Source organism: Streptomyces sp. GQ60, assembly GCF_059758875.1.
The window spans coordinates 555,790-572,995 of record NZ_JCAXEG010000001.1 but is presented as its reverse complement, the minus strand read 5'-3'; the positions used below and the strand labels follow the sequence as shown (position 1 = coordinate 572,995).

The 17,206-nt window shown below is 72.3% G+C and carries 13 protein-coding genes; 9 read left to right on the top strand and 4 right to left on the bottom strand.

Annotated elements, in window-relative coordinates:
* Positions 1-40 precede the first annotated feature (40 nt).
* Positions 41-1,588, bottom strand: a complete 1,548-nt coding sequence (locus tag AC6CKD_RS02705; RefSeq protein ID WP_498324867.1) for a ricin-type beta-trefoil lectin domain protein — start codon at positions 1,586-1,588, stop codon at positions 41-43.
* Positions 1,589-1,695: 107 nt separating this feature from the next.
* On the opposite strand from AC6CKD_RS02705, the gene AC6CKD_RS02700 reads away from it, so the two are divergent.
* The 3 genes from AC6CKD_RS02700 to AC6CKD_RS02690 all read left to right on the top strand — a co-directional run bounded on the left by AC6CKD_RS02700 (position 1,696) and on the right by AC6CKD_RS02690 (position 6,375).
* The gene (locus tag AC6CKD_RS02700) at positions 1,696-3,123 is read left to right on the top strand and encodes a class II fumarate hydratase (RefSeq protein ID WP_498324866.1); all 1,428 of its coding nucleotides are present in this window, start codon (positions 1,696-1,698) and stop codon (positions 3,121-3,123) included.
* Positions 3,124-3,235: 112 nt separating this feature from the next.
* Positions 3,236-4,003, top strand: coding sequence for a cytidylyl-2-hydroxypropylphosphonate hydrolase (fomD, locus tag AC6CKD_RS02695; protein ID WP_498324864.1), 768 nt, complete (start codon positions 3,236-3,238; stop codon positions 4,001-4,003).
* A gap of 230 nt (positions 4,004-4,233) precedes the next feature.
* Positions 4,234-6,375 carry a SpoIIE family protein phosphatase gene (locus AC6CKD_RS02690; RefSeq protein WP_498324863.1) on the top strand — a complete coding sequence of 714 codons (2,142 nt, stop codon included), beginning with the start codon at positions 4,234-4,236 and terminating at the stop codon, positions 6,373-6,375.
* A gap of 29 nt (positions 6,376-6,404) precedes the next feature.
* Here AC6CKD_RS02690 and AC6CKD_RS02685 read toward each other — a convergent pair whose 3' ends face one another.
* Positions 6,405-8,666: a transglycosylase domain-containing protein gene (locus AC6CKD_RS02685; RefSeq protein WP_498324861.1), complete on the bottom strand. Its 2,262-nt coding sequence runs from the start codon at positions 8,664-8,666 to the stop codon at positions 6,405-6,407.
* Between the two features lie 332 nt (positions 8,667-8,998).
* Here AC6CKD_RS02685 and AC6CKD_RS02680 point away from each other — a divergent pair, with 332 nt between their 5' ends.
* Together AC6CKD_RS02680 and AC6CKD_RS02675 are read left to right on the top strand one after the other, a co-directional pair.
* Positions 8,999-9,910, top strand: a complete 912-nt coding sequence (locus AC6CKD_RS02680; protein WP_498324860.1) for an SPFH domain-containing protein — start codon at positions 8,999-9,001, stop codon at positions 9,908-9,910.
* A complete protein-coding gene (locus AC6CKD_RS02675; RefSeq protein ID WP_498324859.1) occupies positions 9,907-10,170 on the top strand; it encodes a type II toxin-antitoxin system antitoxin in 264 nt (87 codons plus the stop codon). Before AC6CKD_RS02680 ends, AC6CKD_RS02675 begins: the two co-directional genes overlap by 4 nt.
* A gap of 30 nt (positions 10,171-10,200) precedes the next feature.
* Here the strand turns inward: AC6CKD_RS02675 and AC6CKD_RS02670 are convergent, their stop codons facing one another.
* Positions 10,201-11,712, bottom strand: coding sequence for a DUF2079 domain-containing protein (locus tag AC6CKD_RS02670; RefSeq protein ID WP_498324858.1), 1,512 nt, complete (start codon positions 11,710-11,712; stop codon positions 10,201-10,203).
* A gap of 176 nt (positions 11,713-11,888) precedes the next feature.
* Here AC6CKD_RS02670 and AC6CKD_RS02665 point away from each other — a divergent pair, with 176 nt between their 5' ends.
* From AC6CKD_RS02665 to AC6CKD_RS02655, 3 genes are read left to right on the top strand one after another with little or no spacing between them, the layout of a single operon-like run.
* Positions 11,889-12,413 (top strand): PadR family transcriptional regulator, encoded by a 525-nt coding sequence (locus AC6CKD_RS02665; protein WP_498324857.1) that lies wholly within the window; start codon positions 11,889-11,891, stop codon positions 12,411-12,413.
* Positions 12,410-13,096: an ABC transporter ATP-binding protein gene (locus tag AC6CKD_RS02660; protein ID WP_498324856.1), complete on the top strand. Its 687-nt coding sequence runs from the start codon at positions 12,410-12,412 to the stop codon at positions 13,094-13,096. The genes AC6CKD_RS02665 and AC6CKD_RS02660 overlap by 4 nt, the downstream gene beginning before the upstream one ends.
* Positions 13,093-15,525: an ABC transporter permease gene (locus AC6CKD_RS02655; protein WP_498324855.1), complete on the top strand. Its 2,433-nt coding sequence runs from the start codon at positions 13,093-13,095 to the stop codon at positions 15,523-15,525. The genes AC6CKD_RS02660 and AC6CKD_RS02655 overlap by 4 nt, the downstream gene beginning before the upstream one ends.
* A 40-nt stretch (positions 15,526-15,565) precedes the next feature.
* Here the strand turns inward: AC6CKD_RS02655 and AC6CKD_RS02650 are convergent, their stop codons facing one another.
* Complete coding sequence (locus AC6CKD_RS02650; RefSeq protein WP_498324853.1) at positions 15,566-16,513, bottom strand: hydrogen peroxide-inducible genes activator; 948 nt, start codon at positions 16,511-16,513, stop codon at positions 15,566-15,568.
* Positions 16,514-16,648: 135 nt separating this feature from the next.
* Between AC6CKD_RS02650 and AC6CKD_RS02645 the strand changes: the two genes are divergently transcribed.
* Complete coding sequence (locus tag AC6CKD_RS02645; RefSeq protein WP_498324852.1) at positions 16,649-17,203, top strand: peroxiredoxin; 555 nt, start codon at positions 16,649-16,651, stop codon at positions 17,201-17,203.
* The last annotated feature ends 3 nt before the right edge of the window (positions 17,204-17,206 follow it).

Here is a 17,206-nt window from a genome sequence, read left to right as displayed (position 1 = left end):
CTGATCGCCGGACCCTACGGGGGTAGGAGCCCGGCGCGGGTTACGCGAAGCGCTGGTTGGCCGACCCGTTGCAGGTCTGGAGGCGCAGCGGCTCGTGGGCCGCGGCCACCGTCAGGCACGTGCCCGGGGCGGCGGCGGGCCGGAAGGTGGCTCCGTCGCGGACGAACTGCTGGTTGGCGCCGCCGTGGCAGTTCCAGATGATCAGCGCGGTGCCGTTGCCGTAGTTGGCTCCGGGCGCGTCCAGGCAGCGGTCGTGGGTGAGTTCGACGTGGAGGGACTTCTTCGCGGAGTCGTACCACCAGCCCTGGTTGCGGCCGCCGTGGCAGTCCCAGCCGAGGACCTTGGTGTTGTTGGCGCTGGCGCCTCCGTTGGTGTCGAGGCAGTTGCCCGTCGCCTCGTTCTTGAGCGGCTTGTACAGGTCGTCCCAGGCCCCGGCCTGCAGGACGGGGGTGCCGGTGCTCGCCGGGTCGGCGCAGGACGCCTCGCGCAGGCCGGAGGCGTAGAGCTGGGTCAGACAGGACGCGAAGGCGCCGTGGCCGCGGTAGTTGGGGTGGAAGGACTGGCGGGCGGTGTTCTCGTCCCACGGGAAGTGGTCCCCGAGGTCGAGGTAGAGCCCGCGGGCCCAGCTGTCCTCCATGCAGACCTCGTGGCCGTGGAAGAGCCGCGAGTTGTCGAGGTAGGTCGCGCCCGCGGCGAGGGCGGCCGCGCGCATGCCCTTCTCGAAGGTGGGCACCGCGTAGTTGCGGCCCCAGGTGGCGTCGGAGTCGTAGCCGGCGCAGCCTCCGGGGAGCTTGCCGGGGAAGTCGGGGTTGTCGTTGAAGTCGGGGCCGATCGGGCTGGGGTAGCCCATCACGACCAGCTTGTAGTCGGTGTCGGCGTAACCGGCGTCGCGCATGACAGACTTCAGGTCGCCGATCGTCGACTGCACCTTGGGCTTCAGCCCGTCGACGCGCGCCTGCCAGCCCGGCGCGTACTTCGGCTCGCAGGTGCCCTGGCTGAGCACCCAGCGGGTGACGCAGTCGGTCATGACCGGGCCGAACTGCAGGTCGTCGTTGGCCCCGGCGACCAGCACCACCATCTTGATCTTGGTGTTGCGGGCCTTGATGGCCAGGCTGTCGCTCTGCACCAGCTCGTCGGCGTACTGCTTGCTGCCGCCGATCTTGATGTTGCCCGTGTAGCCGCCGGAGCAGGCCGCGTTGAAGGTGTAGTCGGCCGCGATGCCGGTGCGGTGGATCGCCGCGTCGGGCGACCGGTGGCACTGGTTGGACGGGGTGTTGGTCGCGGGGTCGTAGTTGCCGACGCCCTCGCCCGAGATCTCGCTGTCGCCCAGCGAGATCAGGCCGGTCTTGCGGTCCGCGAGCGGGCGGATCGCGGAGTCTCCGTAGATCTTGACTGCCTCGGCCGCCCGGATGGCCTCCAGCTCGGGCGTGAGGGGGGTGGCCGCGGCCACCGCGGAAGGCACCGCGGTGGTCGCCGCGTGGGCCATGGGGGTGATGGCGGTGACGCCCCCGAGGGCGGCCGCCGCCGCCGCGACGGCGGCGAAGGTAGATCTGAGCCTGATCCTTGATTGCGTACGGGCACGTGCCATGAACGCCTCCCCGATCTCGGTGTTACCCCCGGTATTTACTGGCCGGTAGGCGAGTTGGGAACAGTCCGAACAAGACAATTGCTCAACTTTTTGAGGAGGCACCACAGATGACCGAAGATCAGCAGTCCGTCGAGGCCCCCGGCGACCCCTCCGGGGACTTCCGCACCGAGCACGACTCCATGGGCGACGTACGCGTCCCCGCGCACGCCAAATGGCGAGCTCAGACCCAGCGCGCGGTCGAGAACTTCCCCGTCTCCGGACTGCGTCTGGAGCGCGCCCACATCGAGGCGCTGGCCCGGATCAAGGCCGCGGCGGCGGCCGTCAACGCCCGCCTCGGCGTGGTCGACGAGGACATCGCCGCCGCGATCGTCTCGGCGGCCGCCGAGGTCGCCGAGGGCCGCTGGGACGAACACTTCCCCGTCGACGTGTTTCAGACGGGTTCCGGCACCTCGTCCAACATGAACGCCAACGAGGTGATCGCCACCCTGGCCACCGAACGCCTCGGCCGCGCCGTCCACCCCAACGACCACGTCAACGCCTCGCAGAGCTCCAACGACGTCTTCCCGTCCTCCATCCACATCGCCGCCACCGCCGCCGTCACCCGCGAGCTCATCCCCGCCCTGGAGCACCTGGCCGGCGCGATGGAGCGCAAGTCCGCCGAGTTCGCCCAGGTGGTGAAGGCCGGCCGGACGCACCTGATGGACGCCACCCCGGTCACCCTGGGCCAGGAGTTCGGCGGGTACGCGGTCCAGCTCCGCTACGGCGTCGAGCGGCTGCGCGCGGCGCTGCCGCGGCTGGCCGAACTGCCCCTCGGCGGGACCGCCGTGGGCACCGGGATCAACACCCCGCCCGGGTTCTCCGCCGCCGTGATCTCCGAGGTGGCCGCGGCGACGGGGCTGCCGCTGACCGAGGCCCGGGACCACTTCGAGGCCCAGGGGGCCCGGGACGCCCTCGTCGAGACCTCGGGAATGCTCCGTACGGTCGCCGTCTCGCTCACCAAGATCTGCAACGACCTGCGCTGGATGGCCTCGGGCCCGCGCACCGGATTGGCCGAAATCAATCTCCCGGATCTCCAGCCGGGGTCCTCGATCATGCCCGGGAAGGTCAATCCGGTCGTCCCGGAGGCCGCGCTGATGGTCGCCGCCCAGGTGATGGGGAACGACGCGGCGGTCGCGGTGGCCGGCGCCGCGGGCAACTTCGAGCTCAACGTGATGCTCCCCGTGATGGCCCGCAACCTCCTGGAGTCCATCCGGCTGCTGGGCTCCGTGAGCCGCCTGCTGGCCGACCGCACCGTGGACGGAATCACCGCCAACACGGCCCGGGCCAGGGAGTACGCCGAGTCCTCGCCCTCGGTGGTGACCCCGCTGAACCGGTACATCGGCTACGAGGAGGCCGCCAAGGTCGCCAAGAAGTCCCTCGCGGAGCGCAAGACGATCCGGGAGGTCGTCCTGGAGTCGGGCTACGTGGACCGCGGCGACCTCACCCTGGAGCAGCTCGACGAAGCACTGGACGTGTTGCGGATGACCCGGCCCTGACCCCGGCGCGGCCGCCCCGCACCGGGGTCCGGATCCGGTCGTTTCCCGCCCTCGGACACCTCGGTGACCTGCAGCGCGGCGATCCTCCGGACCCCAGCCCTAAGATCTGCCCATGACAGGTACCGGAGGCCGCGGGGGCGGCAGTGCGCGGAGCTCGGCACGGGGCTCGGCACGGAGCGCGGAGCCCCGTGCCGAGCGGAGTGCGGAGCGGGGCGCCGCGGAGGGCGCCCGCTGGGCGCCCGGGGAGCAGATCCTCTGGCGCTACCGCGACCACGCGCCCGACGCGAAGGGCGCCGTCCACATCTGCCGGCCGGTGACCGTGGTGACCGACACCGACGAGCTGCTCGCGGTGTGGATGGCCCCCGGGACCGAGTGCGTCAAGCCGGTGCTGGCCGACGGGACCCCGGTCCACGAGGAGCCGCTCGCCACCCGGTACACCGCGCCGCGGACCACCGTGCGGTCGCGCTGGTTCGGGGCGGGCGTGCTGAAGCTGGCCCGGCCCGGGGACCCCTGGTCGGTGTGGCTGTTCTGGGAGCACGGCTGGCACTTCAAGAGCTGGTACGTGAACCTGGAGGAGCCGCGGACCCGGTGGTCCGGCGGCATCGACTCCGAGGACCACTTCCTGGACATCTCCGTCTACCCGGACCGCACCTGGAAGTGGCGGGACGAGGACGAGTTCGCGCAGGCCCAGCGGTCCGGTCTGATGGACCCGGAACAGGCCCGGCGCGTGCGCGAGGCCGGCCGCGCGGCGGTGGACGTGATCCGGGCCTGGGGTCCGCCGTTCTCCGAAGGCTGGCAGGATTGGCGACCGGACCCGGCCTGGGGCGTACCGGACCTGCCGGAGGACTGGGACCGCACTCCGGCGCATATGACGTCATGAGACCCTTGATGCGCCCCCGGGAGGCAATCGTAGGATCGTCCTCCGCCGGGGCGTCGGCGGTCAAATGTCGCCAGCAGCACAGCATTTGACCTAGGCCGACGCGATAGCGAGAGGTAACGAGCGGGACGCGGAAACGCGGGGTGATGGTGTCCCCGCCGCTGAGCGGGTATACCGCGACTGACCGAGTTGAGTGCAGCGCACATCGAGCGCAAACGGACGGAATGCCACGCGTGACGGAGTACCCCACCTCTCAGGAGGGCCCCCAGCCGGTTGCCTCCGGCGGTCGGACGGACGAGCCCGGCCACGGCACGGAGGAACTGGGCCACGGCAAGGCCCCGCTCCCGGCGGCCGAGGCCGTACGCACGCATGCGCAGCCCCGGGCGGCGGACCTGCCCCGCCCCCGCGCCACCGCGGAGGCGCCGTCCGCCTCCGACGGGGCCGGGGGGCCCGGCGATTCCGCCGCCGCGCCCGGCCAGGGCGCGGCCCGGGTACGGGCCGGCCGTGACGCGGCCGCGGAGGCGGGCAGCGCCCGCACCCGCGACGCCGAAGCCGCCCACGAGGCGCCGGGCCGGCAGGCCGGCGGCACCGGGGCCGACGCGACCATCGCGCGGCGGGAAGGCGACCGGCTGCGCTTCGTCGGGGCCGCGACCCGGCGGATCGCGCGCGGGATCGACCTCGACGAGATCGTGCTCGGCCTGTGCCGGGCCACCGTGCCCACCTTTTCCGACGCGATCCTCGTCTACCTGCGCGATCCCCTCCCCGTCGGAGACGAGCGGCCCGTCGGACCGGTCGTTTTGAGGCTCCGTCGAACCGACCGGCTCCGGCCGATCGACGAGTTCACGGGAGCGGCGGCCGGAGCCGGCCCGGCCGGCGTGATGACCCCCGACGGCGAGCTCGACTTCAGCCAGCTCGCCCTGGTCGGCCCGCAGGGTGACCTGCCCGCGGCCGAGCTCTGCGAGATCCGCCCCGGCGGGGCGCTGGCCGAGGTGCTGCGCGGCGTACGGCCCGTCTTCGGGTCCTCCGCCGCCGCCCGCGCCGCCCTGCCGGAGCTGCTGGGCGCGGACCACCCGGTCCCGCGCGGCCAGCGGGCCATCCTGGCCCCGCTGCGGGGCCGCCGACGCGTCATCGGCGCGGCGGTGTTCCTGCGCACCCCCGAGCGGCCGTCCTTCGAGACGAACGACCTGCTGGTCGCCGCCCAGCTGGCCACCCACACCGCGCTGGGCATCGACAAGGCCGTGCTCTACGGCCGCGAGGCCTACATCGCCGACGAGCTCCAGCGCACGATGCTGCCCGACAGCCTGCCCCAGCCCACCGGGGTCCGGCTCGCCAGTCGCTACCTGCCCGCCGCCGAGACGGCCCGGGTCGGCGGCGACTGGTACGACGCCATACCCCTGCCCGGCAGCCGGGTCGCACTCGTCGTCGGCGACGTCATGGGCCACTCCATGACCTCCGCCGCGATCATGGGACAGCTCCGCACGACGGCCCAGACGCTGGCGCAGCTCGACCTGCCGCCCGCCGAGGTCCTGCACCACCTGGACGAGCAGGCGCAGCGCCTGGGATCCGACCGGATGGCCACCTGCCTCTACGCCGTCTACGACCCGGTCTCGCACCGGATCACCATCGCCAACGCCGGCCACCCGCCGCCGGTCCTGCTGCACCTGGGCGGCCGCGCCGAGGTGCTGCGCGTACCCCCCGGCGCCCCCATCGGCGTCGGCGGCGTGGACTTCGAGGCCGTGGAGCTGGACGCCCCGGCCGGGGCCACCCTCGTGCTGTACACCGACGGCCTCGTCGAGTCCCGGCTGCGGGACGTCTGGACGGGCATCGAGCAGCTCCGCGAACGCCTGGCCACCACCGCGCAGCTGACGGGCCTGGACCACCCGCCGCCGCTGGAGGCCCTGTGCGACGACATCCTGGACATGCTCGGCCCCGGTGACCGGGACGACGACATCGCGCTGCTCGCGGCCCGGTTCGACGGGATCGCGCCCAGCGACGTCGCGTACTGGTTCCTGGACCCGGAGGAGACCGCGCCGGGCCGGGCCCGCCGGTTCGCCCGCCGCGCGCTGGCGCGCTGGGGGCTGGAGGAGCTGGAGGACTCCCTGGAGCTGCTGGTCAGCGAGGTCGTGACGAATGCCGTGCGGTACGCCGAGCGGCCCGTGACCCTGCGGCTCCTGCGTACGGACGTCCTGCGCTGCGAGGTCGGCGACGACTCCCCGCAGCTGCCCCGCCAGCGCCGGGCCCGGGACGACGACGAGGGCGGCCGCGGCCTGTTCCTGGTCAACCGGATGGCCCGCCGCTGGGGTGCCACCCGGCTGAGCAGCGGCAAGGTCGTCTGGTTCGAGCTGGGGTTGCCGGGCACGGCCGACAAACGCTGACCGCTCCGCCGTCCGGGTGGCTCCGGTGCCTACGGGTTGGGCGCCTGGGGGTCCGGCGGTTTCGGCGTCGACTTCGACGGGGTCGGGGTCGGCGTCGGCTTCGACGGGGTGGGGGTCGGCTTCGACGGCGTCGGGGTCGGGGTCGGCTTCGACGGGGTCGGAGTCGGGGCCGACGGCGTGTTGCCGGACGGCGGCGCCGGGGTGGTCGCGGTCTGGCTCGGCGTGGTCGACGGACTGATGCTGGCACTCGGCGACTGGACCTTGCCCATGTCCGCCTCGTCCAGGTCGAAGGAGCCCGTCTTGCCGCCCTTGAGCGCGGCGAGGGTGTACTCCTTCCAGATCGCGGCCGGGAAGCTGGAGCCGCCCGCGCGTCCGCCGCCGGCCGTACCGGTCAGGCTGACCTGGATGTGGGTGCCGGGCTCGTCTCCGAACATCGCGACGACGGTGACCAGTTCCGGGGTGAACCCGGTGAACCAGGCGGCCTTGTTCTGCTCGGTGGTGCCGGTCTTGCCGGCGGCCTCGTAGGCCGAGCTCTTCACGGCCTGGCCGGAGCCGTCCTCGACGACGCCGGTGAGCACCTTGGTGACGGTGTCGGCGGTCTTGCGGCTGATGGCCTGGTCGCCGATGGCGCGGACCGGCTTGTACTCGCGGTCCGCGTGCCGGGCGGACTTGACGATGCTCGGCGTGACCAGCTTGCCGTGGTTGTCGAGGGTGGCGTAGACGCCGGCCATCTCCAGGGTGTCGGCGCTCATGGTGCCGAGCGACATGGCCGGCTGGTCCTCGGGCCAGCCGTCGCGGTCCTGCATGCCGAGCTGGAGGGCGGTCTTCTTCACGTTCTGCGGTTTGACGTCCACGATCATCTGGGCGTACACGGAGTTCACCGAGGAGTTGGTGGCGGACTGCACCGTCATCATCGGGTTGCCGTAGTCGCGGTCGTCCTGGTTCTGCGGGTTGAACGGGACGCTGCTGCCGACCACCGGGCGCTTGCTGGTGCCGTCGTAGAGGGCGTTGGGCGTGATCGGCTTCCCGTCCTGGGTGCTCGCCTTGCCCTCCAGGGCGGAGGCCAGCACGACCGGCTTGAAGGTCGAGCCCGGCTGGAAGTCCTTGCGCAGGGCGTTGCTGGCCCACTGCTCGCTCTGCCCGGTGCCGCCGTACATCGCGACGATCGCGCCGGTCTTCGGGTCCACGGAGGTGGCGCCCGCCTGCACGGCGGCGTCGACGGGGCGGCCCTTGCGGTCGAGCTTGGATTCCAGCTCGTCCTGGACGGCCTTCTCCAGCGCGGCCTGCTTCTTCGGGTCGATGGAGAGGGTGATCTCCCAGCCGCCGGCCTTGAGCTGACCGTCGGTCATGCCGGTCTGCCGCTTGAGCTCCTCGTCGGCGGCCTGGATCAGGTAGCCCTTCTGGCCTTCCATCCCGCTGGGCGCCTTGGGCTTGATCGGCTCCTGGAACTTCATCTCCTGGCGCTTGGCCGGGTCCAGCTTGCCCATCTCGACCATGTTGTCGAGGACGCCGTTGAAGCGGATCATGACCAGCTGCTTGCCGTTCGGGCCGGCGGTCGCCCAGTCGTACTGGCTGGGCGCCTGGAGGACGGCGGCCAGGTAGGCGCCCTGCTCCAGGGTCAGCTTCTCCGCGTCGACCCCGTAGTAGGCCTGGGCCGCGGCCTGGATGCCGTACGCGTTGCGGCCGTAGAAGTTGGTGTTCAGGTAGCCCGCGAGGATCTGGGGCTTCTCCATCTCCTGGTCGACCTTGAGGGAGATGATCAGCTCCTTCAGCTTGCGGGTCGCCGTCTGATCCTGCGTCAGGTAGAAGTTCTTGACGTACTGCTGGGTGATCGTCGACCCGCCGGCCTTGCCCTTGCCGGTGACGGTGTTGAACACGCCGCGGGCGATGCCCTTGAGGTCGATGCCCTTGTCGCTGTAGAAGGACTTGTTCTCGATCGCGATGAAGGCCGTCTGCACGTCCGCCGGGATCTTGTCGATCGAGACGATCTGGCGGTTCGTGGTGCCGACGCGGGCCATGACCGTGCCGTCGGCGAGCTTGTAGACGTTGTTCTGCGTCAGCGCGTCCTTGTTCGGGTTCGGCGGCTCCACATAGAAGTAGAGGCCGACCAGGGCCGCCATGCCGAGCAGCACCGCCCCGAAGAAGGTGCCGAGCACCTTCTTCCAGGTGAAGAAGCGGCGTATGCCGGTCGGCTTGCCGCCCGGTTTCCCGCCCTTGCCCTTGCCGCGCCCGCGCGGCGCTCGTCGCGCACCGCGCTGCTGCTGCGCCCTTCGCGCTTCTGCTCGGCCCATCGCTCCTGCTCCGCTCGATAACCCCCCGACGTCAGCTCAGAAAGCTAACACCGCAGGCTGTGACAAAAACCGGCCACCCAATGCCCATACCGGGCAATTCGGACGTGAGAATGAGCACCCGCCCCACCGGAACCGACGCAGCCGGAGCCCGGGAGGTTGCCGGGCGCCCGGCCACCTTCCCACCAACTGCCGCTCACGAGCCCCCACCCGGCCCCCCACCGGGTGCCGTCCCGCTCCCCTCCCGCCTCCATCCCGCTCCCATCCCGCCCGAAAAAGTGATATCACTTTGCTAAGCGGCTCGACCGGCCGCCACTGAAGGAACGGGGCATTTGATGACGAACACCATGGGCCGCACCGAGACCGGCGTACGGGAGTTCCCCGCGCGGAGCGTGGGCGGCGGCCTCGCGCTGCTGCTCGGCCTGGCGGGAGTGGTGACCGGGGCCGGCCTGATCGCGCTCGGCGCGGTGTCCGGGACCGACGGCGCCAAGGTGGGCCTGATCGCGGCGGGCGTCGTCCTGGCCCTCGCCGCCCTCATCGCCATGGGCGGGCTGAACACGGTCGCGCCGGGCGAGGCCCGCGTGGTCCAGCTCTTCGGCCGCTACCGCGGCACCGTCCGCACCGACGGACTGCGCTGGGTCAACCCCCTGACCTCCCGCCGGCCGCTGTCGACCCGGGTCCGCAACCACGAGACGGCCGTCATGAAGGTCAACGACGCCTACGGCAACCCGATCGAGCTGGCCGCCGTCGTGGTGTGGCGGGTCGAGGACACCGCGCGCGCCGTCTTCGAGGTCGACGACTTCACCGAGTTCGTCGAGACCCAGACCGAGGCGGCCGTCCGGCACATCGCGATCGAGTACCCCTACGACGCCCACGAGGACGGCGGCCTGTCGCTGCGCGGCAACGCCGAGGAGATCACCGAGAAGCTCGCCGTCGAGCTGTCCGCCCGCGTCGAGGCGGCCGGCGTCCACATCATCGAGTCCCGCTTCACCCACCTCGCGTACGCCCCGGAGATCGCCTCCGCGATGCTCCAGCGCCAGCAGGCGGGTGCGATCGTCGCGGCGCGCAAGCAGATCGTCGAGGGCGCGGTCGGTATGGTCGACCTCGCCCTGACCCGCCTCGCGGAGCAGGACATCGTGGACCTCGACCCGGAACGGAAGGCGGCGATGGTGTCCAACCTGATGGTGGTCCTGTGCGGTGACCGTGCGGCCCAGCCGGTGATCAACACGGGCACCCTCTACCAGTGAGCCCCGACGACGGCGCGGACTCCCCCGCCGAGGGGCCGGCGGCCCCCAAGGCCGGGCGGCAGGCCCGCAAGCAGGTGCTGCTGCGGCTCGACCCGCAGGTGCACGACGCGCTCGCGCGGTGGGCGGGCGAGGAACTGCGCAGCGCCAACGCGCAGATCGAGTTCCTGCTCCGCCGCGCCCTGTCCGAAGCCGGCCGCCTCCCCGGCGGGGCGGGGCCCATCCCGCCCCGCGGCCGCCCCCGCGCCTCGCCGGATTCCTGAAGCCGCCTCGGCGGACCCCGGACCGGCCCGTCAGGAAGGCCGGTTCAGCAGGACGAAGCCGTCCTGCTCGGCCACCGTCCGGTACCCCTGGACCCGTGCCCGGTCCAGGGCGAGGGACTCCGCCACCACCGACAGCGGCCACCGCCGCTCCGGCGCCACCCCGGTGTCCACGATGATCCACTCGGGGTCGGGCCGGCTGTCCGCCCAGCCGTACAGGCTGACGCTCGTACGGTTCACCAGGTGCGGGACCAGCCCGTCCGATGCCTGGACCGTGGCCCCGTCCGGGATCCGGTCCATCAGCCGCTGCGCCACGGCGACCCGCGGGTCGGTCCGCCAGAAGGCCGGCTTCCCCAACTGCCCCAGCGAGTGCACCGGCAGCAGCAGCACGCAGACCCCGGCCGCGCCCGCCAGGTAGCGCCGCAGCCCGGCGGCGGTGGTGCCGCGCCGCGCCAGGGCGTCGACGAAGGCGGCGAAGACGATCGGCATCACCGTGAGGGAGTAGTGGTACCCGGTCCCCCAGTGGGCCGGGTAGTCGGAGATCCCCCGCCACAGAAGGCCCGGTACGGCGATCAGCACCAGCGGGGAGCGCAGGGCCAGGAACAGGGTCGGCGCGAGCACCGTCAGCAGCGTGGCCACCTTGGTGTCGGGGCTGACCAGCCCGATCGTGGCCTTGAACAGCAGGTCACCGAAGCCTCCCCCGGCCCCCGCCGCCGCTCCCGATGCCCCGACCTCCTCCGCGCCCCCGCCCAGGAAGGAAGCGTAGAAGTACGAGCCGCTCGGGCTCAGGGCCGGCAGCACCACCGTCATGGCCAGCAGCGTCCACGCCGCCCCCGTCACCGCGAGGGCGACGCCCAGCCGGCGCCCGCCCCGGCCGCCGCGCCACGCGATGAGCCCGCCGATCGCGGCCACGGTCAGCCCGAGGTCCTCCTTCACCAGCACCAGCGGCAGCGCCCAGCACGCGGCGGCGCGCAGCCGCCCGCTGCCGAGCGCGGCCAGCGAGCAGGTCAGGAGCGGGACGGCGAAGGCCCATTCGTGGAAGTCGAACCCGATCGCGTTCGCGAGGCCCCAGGAGAGCCCGTAGCAGAGCCCGGTCACCACGGCGGCCGTGTCGCCCAGCGTCCGGCGCGCCCAGAGGGTCAGCGGGAGCACGCTCGCGGCGATCAGCGCGGCCTGCGCCACGAGGAGGGTCCGCGGTGAGGGGAAGAGCAGGTACAGGGGGGCCAGAACGGCCAGGACCGGGCTGAAGTGGTCGCCCAGGGCGGGGAAGTCCGGCCCCTTGACCTCCGAGACCGGCAGCCGGCCCTCGGCGTAGGAGCGGACGGCCTGTTCGAAGATCGCCAGGTCGAAGCTGTGGGAGTGCAGCCGCGCGTGGGTCCGCAGCGACAGCACCGTGTAGACGAGGAAGAGCCCGCCGGCCAGCGCCCACACCCACCACGGGACCGACCGCGGGGCCTGCGAGGAGGGCTCCGCCCCCGGCTGCCCCGCGGGGCCCGACTGCTGGGGTGGGAGCGCTGCGGTGACGCCGGCGGGAGGTGCGTGCATGGCGGGCCTTTCGGGTGCGGGGCCGATGCCCACAACGTGCCAGCCGCCCCGGGCCCCCGTCCCGATCCGCGCTCCGGACGCCCGCCGGTCCCTACGAATGGGTGCACACCCTCCGGAGATCATCTCTGCACTGCGTGTATACATCGAGGGTATACACCGCGTGTATAGTCGTCGCCATGTCCATCAGTCACGCACTCCTCGGCCTCCTGGAGGCCGGTCCCCGGCACGGTTACGACCTCAAGCGGACCTTCGACGAGAGATTCGGCCACGACCGGCCCCTCGCCTACGGGCAGGTCTACTCGACCATGTCCCGGCTGCTGAGGAACGGTCTGGTCGAGGTCGACGGGGTGGAGAGCGGCGGCGGCCCCGAGCGCAAGCGGTACGCGATCACCGACGCCGGGATCACCGACGTCGAGGGCTGGCTCGCCCAGCCCGAGAAGCCCGAGCCGTACCTCCAGACGACCCTCTACACCAAGGTCGTCCTCGCCCTCCTCACCGGCCGCAGCGCCCAGGAGCTGCTGGACACCCAGCGCGCCGAGCACCTGCGCCTGATGCGCATCCTCACCCAGCGGAAGCGCAAGGGGGACCTCGCCGACCAGCTGGTCTGCGACCACGCCCTGTTCCACCTCGAAGCGGACCTGCGGTGGCTCGAACTCGCCGCCGCCCGCCTCGACCAGCTCGCCCAGGAGGTACGCCGATGACCCCGGCCGGCACGCTGCTCAGCGCCACGGACCTCCGCAAGGCCTACGGCGCCACCCACGCCCTCGACGGCGCCGAGTTCTCCATCCACGCCGGCGAGGTCGTCGCGATCATGGGCCCCTCCGGGTCCGGCAAGTCGACCCTGCTGCACTGCCTCGCCGGGATCGTCACCCCCGACTCCGGCACCATCACCTACGCCGGCCGCGAGCTCTCCGCCATGAACGACGGCGAGCGCAGCGCCCTGCGCCGCGGCGAGTTCGGCTTCGTCTTCCAGTTCGGCCAGCTCGTCCCCGAGCTCACCTGCGTCGAGAACGTCGCCCTGCCGCTCCGCCTCACCGGCGTGAAGCGCAAGGAGGCCGAACGCACCGCCCTGGAATGGATGGAGCGGCTCCAGGTCGACGACCTCGGCCGCAAGCGCCCCGGCGAGGTCTCCGGCGGCCAGGGCCAGCGCGTCGCCGTCGCCCGCGCCCTCGTCACCAGCCCCCGGCTGATCTTCGCCGACGAACCCACCGGCGCCCTCGACTCCCTCAACGGCGAACTGGTCATGCAGTTGCTCACCGAGGCCGCCCGGTCCACGAACGCCGCCGTCGTCCTCGTCACGCACGAGACCCGCGTGGCCGCGTACTCCGACCGCGAGATCGTCGTGCGCGACGGCAAGTCCCGCGACATGGAGCGCGCGGTATGAGCCACGGGAACCCGAAGAACCGCGAGAACCGCGGGAACCACGGCAAACCCAGCAGCCCCGGCGGACCCGGCGGGCAGGGCGCACTCGCCGTCTGGCTCCGCGACCTCGGGCTCGGTGTCCGGTTCGCCTTCGGCGGCGGCCGCCAGGGCTGGACCCGCACCCTCCTCACCGGCCTGGGCGTCGGCCTCGGCGTCGCCCTGCTGCTCGTCACCAGCGCGATCCCCAGCGCCCTGGCCGCCCGCGACGCGCGCGGCGCCGCCCGCCAGACGTTCACCTCGCCCACCGCCGAGCAGCCGGGTCCCGGCACGCTGCTGATCACCGATGTGAACCAGTCGTACCGCTCGCACGGGATCGACGGACGGCTCGTGCAGCCCGAGGGACCCGACGCCCCGCTGCCCCCGGGCGTGCAGGAGTTCCCCGGCCCCGGCGAACTGGCCGTCTCCCCCGCCCTCGACAGGCTGATGAAGACCGGCGAGGGCAAGCTGCTGCGCGACCGCCTCGACGGGAAGATCGTCTCGACCATCGGCGAGGCGGGCCTGGTGGGCCCCGGCGACCTCTACTTCTACGCGGGCAGCGACCGGCTCGCCGAGCTCCAGAAGGAAGCGCCCAACTACATCCAGCGGATCACCGCCTTCGAGAACACCGCGGAGAAGGAGGGCCTGGACCCCGTCCTCACGCTCCTCGTGGTGCTCACCTTCGTCGCCCTGCTGATGCCGGTCGCCGTGTTCATCGGCGCCGCCGTCCGCTTCGGCGGCGACCGCCGCGACCGCCGGCTCGCCGCCCTGCGCCTGGTCGGAGCCGACGGCCGGATGGTCCGCCGGATCGCCGCCGGCGAGGCCGCCGCCGGATCGCTGATCGGCCTCGTCCTGGGCACCGGCTTCTTCCTGGCCGCCCGTCAGCTGGCCCCGGCCATGGACCTCTACCAGCGCAGCGTCTTCCCCTCCGACCTCGACCCGACGCCGTGGCTGGCCGTGCTCATCGCACTGGCCGTACCGGCGGCGGCCGTCGCCGTGACCCTGTTCGCCCTGCGCGGCGTGGTCATCGAGCCGCTCGGCGTGGTCCGTACGGCGACCCCGGGCAAGCGCCGGATCTGGTGGCGGCTGCTGCTCCCGCTGGCCGGACTCGGCCTGCTGGCCCCGTTGATCGGCAAGGGCAACGACAGCGGACAGTTCAACCAGTGGCAGGTCTCGGGCGGCGTGGTCCTGCTCCTCGTCGGCATCACCGTCCTGCTCCCCTGGGTGCTGGAACGGGTCGTCGGCCGGATCGGCGGCGCGGGCCCGGTCTCCTGGCAACTGGCCGCCCGCCGGCTCCAGCTCACCAGCGGCAGCTCCGCCCGGCTGGTCAACGGCATCGCCGTCGCGGTCGCCGGGGCCATCGCCCTGCAGATGCTCTTCGCCTCCACGGAGGACTCGTACACCCGCGAGACCGGCCACGACCCGACCCGGGCCTCGATCTCCGTCATGCAGCGCACCCGCGGCGGGGGCGAGGCCCTCGTGCAGGCCCTGGCCGGGACCAAGGGCATCACCCAGGTCGTCGCGGAGTCCTCGACCAATGCCGGGCGCAGCACGGACATGAGCTACTCGGACACGGCGATCTCGGTGACGACCGGCACCTGCGCCGCCCTCAAGGAGTACGCGGTGCTGCCCTCCTGCAAGGACGGCGACGCCTTCGTCATCACCGGCGGCGGCGCTCCGAGCGGCATGACCGGCGATACCGCCGAGCCGGGCGAGAAGCTGTTCGCCGGGAACATCTTCAAGGACAGCGAGGGCGACGGCGCGAAGCCGGTCGCCTGGACGGTGCCCGCCGACGCCCTCACCGTGCGGGCCCGCAAGGGCCCGATGGGCGAAACGCTGACCGGACTGCTGGTCACCCCGGCCGCCGCCCCGAAGGGCATGGGCGGCTACCAGTCCTCCCGGGTGTACGTGAAGCTGGACCCGAAGGTGCCCGACGCGATGGAGCTGGCCCGCAACGCCGTCTTCAGGGCCGACCCGCTGTCCGTCCCCATGACGATCCAGGCCACCGAGGTCAACGACCGCTACGCCTCCATCCGGACCGGCCTCTTCGTGGGCTCCGCCCTCGTGCTGATGCTGATCGGGGCCAGCCTGCTGGTCTCCCAGCTGGAGCAGCTGCGCGAGCGCCGGCAACTGCTCTCGGCGCTGGTCGCCTTCGGCACCAAGCGCTCCACGCTCAGCCTCTCCGTGCTGTGGCAGACCGCCCTCCCGATCGGCCTGGGCCTGGCCCTGGCCACTGTGGTCGGGCTCGCGCTCGGCACGGTGCTGATGCAGATGGCGGGCGCCGCGATCCGGGTCAACTGGACCGCGGTCCTGTCGATGATCGGCATCGGCGGGGGCGTGGCCGTCCTGGTGACCCTGCTCAGCCTGCCGCCGCTGCTGCGGCTGATGCGCCCGGACGGGCTGCGCACGGAGTAGCCGCCGTACGCCGCCGTACGCGACGCCCTGCGCCCGCCCCTCAGTCCGTCAGCCACACGGGGAGCGGGCGTACGGCTTCGCGCAGCGCGTCGGCGACGGCACGGAACTCCTCCTCGCGGGCCGTTCCCGTCCGCATGGCCAGCGCGATCCGCCGCGAGGGCGCCGGTTCGGCGAAGTACCCGGTGGCCAGGTGCTCGTTGCGGGCGGTCTCCAGGCGCAGCGCGGTGCGCGGCAGCAGCGTGACACCGAGTCCCCCGGCGACCAGTTGTACGAGCGTGGACAGGCCGGCCGCGGTCGTGGTGACGTCCGCCCCGGCGGTGCGTCCCGCGTCGTGGCAGATGTCGAGGGCCTGGTCGCGCAGGCAGTGCCCCTCGTCGAGCAGCAGCAGCCGCAGCCCGCGCAGTTCCTCGCGCGGGATGTCCTTGCGGCCGGCGAGCGGGTGGTCGCGCGGCGCGAGCAGCACGAAGTCCTCGTCGAAGAGCGGCAGTTCGGTGACACCGGGCATCCCGAGCGGAACGGCGAGCAGCAGCAGGTCGAGCCGCCCGCCCGCCAGCCCCTCCAGCAGCGAGGCCGTCTGCTCCTCGTGCACCTGGAGGTCGAGCCGCGGGTAGCGCCGGTGGAAGAGCCCGAGCACGGTCGGCAGCAGGTACGGGGCCACGGTGGGGATCACCCCGAACCGCAGCGCCCCGGTGAAGGGGGCCCGTACCGCCTCGGCCTCCTCCAGCAGCCCGCCCATCGCGTCGAGGACGGCCCGCGCCCGTCCCGCGATCCGCTCCCCGGCGGGCGTGAGCAGCACCTTGCGCGTGGTCCGCTCCAGCAGCCGCACGCCGAGCGCCTCCTCCAGCGCGGCCACGGCCCCGGAGAGCGCGGGCTGACTCATCCCGATCGCGGCGGCCGCGTCGCGGAAGTGCAGCTGCTCGGCCACGACGACGAAGGCGCGGAGCTGAGCGAGCGTCGGCTGCTTCGCTCCCCTGCCGGCGACTGCCACTGATAGGTACCTCCGATCACTTGTCACTAGGTTAGCTATTTCCGCAATCAATGCGGCTGTGTCAGCATGTGAGATACGTCCAACCCCCTCGGAAAGCCCCCAAAAGGGTCACTTTCCTTTCCGCAAGGAGAGCGCGTGCTCACTGTCGGCGACCAGTTCCCCACCTACGACCTGACCGCTTGCGTCTCGCTCGACGCCGGAGCCGAGTTCGCGCAGATCGACCACAAGACCTACGAGGGCAAGTGGAAGATCATGTTCTCCTGGCCGCTCGACTTCACCTTCGTGTGCCCGACGGAGATCGCCGCCTTCGGCAAGCTGAACGACGAGTTCGCCGACCGCGACGCCCAGATCCTCGGCTTCTCGCTCGACTCCGAGTACGTCCACCACGCCTGGCGCAAGGACCACGCCGACCTGCGCGACCTGCCCTTCCCGATGATGTCCGACATCAAGCGCGAGCTCTGCGCCGACCTCGGCATCCTCGGCTCGGACGGTCTCCCGATGCGCGCCGTCTTCATCGTGGACCCGAACAACGAGATCCAGTTCTCCATGGTGACCGCCGGTTCCGTCGGCCGGAACCCCAAGGAGGTCCTGCGGGTGCTCGACGCCCTGCAGACCGACGAGCTGTGCCCCTGCAACTGGACCAAGGGCGAAGGCACCCTCGACGCCGGCGCGCTGCTGGCCGGTGAGTGAGCG